Genomic DNA, 548 nt, shown 5'->3' with positions numbered 1-548 from the left:
CATCACGTCCAATCTTAATATCATGTGCTTTAAATTTACTAGAAAGTAAATAATACAGTTTTCTAACACCTAAACGAGGCATCTTGAGTCTTAGTTCAATAACCAGCTGCTTTACTCGTTCTAGTTCTTGCTCTCGTTTATGAGCTCTGATTAACTGCTGATAAATAGATTGGCGACTTACCCCAAACAAACAACAAATACGAGATAAACTCATTCCGGTTTTTTGTCTGATGCCGAGGATGGTTGGGGTGAACACTTTTTTCTAATCTGAGTCCCATACTGACTATCTGAGATGTCTATCATCGTATTTAGAACCAAATTTTTCAACTTCTCATCAGCTAACTCCTTCTGAAGTCTTTTGATAGCTTGCGCTGGTGTTTCCTTAGATTTTGACATAAATAATAGATTTGGTTTACTCCAATCTAAGTTACCATATTTTCTAAGCCATACCAAAACAGTACTTCTTCCTTGAATACCATACTTCTTTTGAGCTTGCTTATACGTTAGTTCGCCTTTTTCTACTTGGGAGATTACAGCCAATTTAAAGG

Annotated in this window: 1 pseudogene; it reads right to left on the bottom strand. The window is 36.1% G+C overall.

Annotation, left to right across the window (positions count from 1 at the left end):
* Positions 1–548, bottom strand: a pseudogene (locus NBRC110019_RS16765) (helix-turn-helix domain-containing protein); the annotation flags it as partial.

Source organism: Neptunitalea chrysea (genome assembly GCF_027924145.1).
Taxonomy (GTDB): Bacteria; Bacteroidota; Bacteroidia; order Flavobacteriales; family Flavobacteriaceae; genus Neptunitalea; species Neptunitalea chrysea.
The sequence above is the reverse complement of the archived record's forward strand: the minus strand, read 5'-3'. Positions and strand labels throughout refer to the sequence as shown.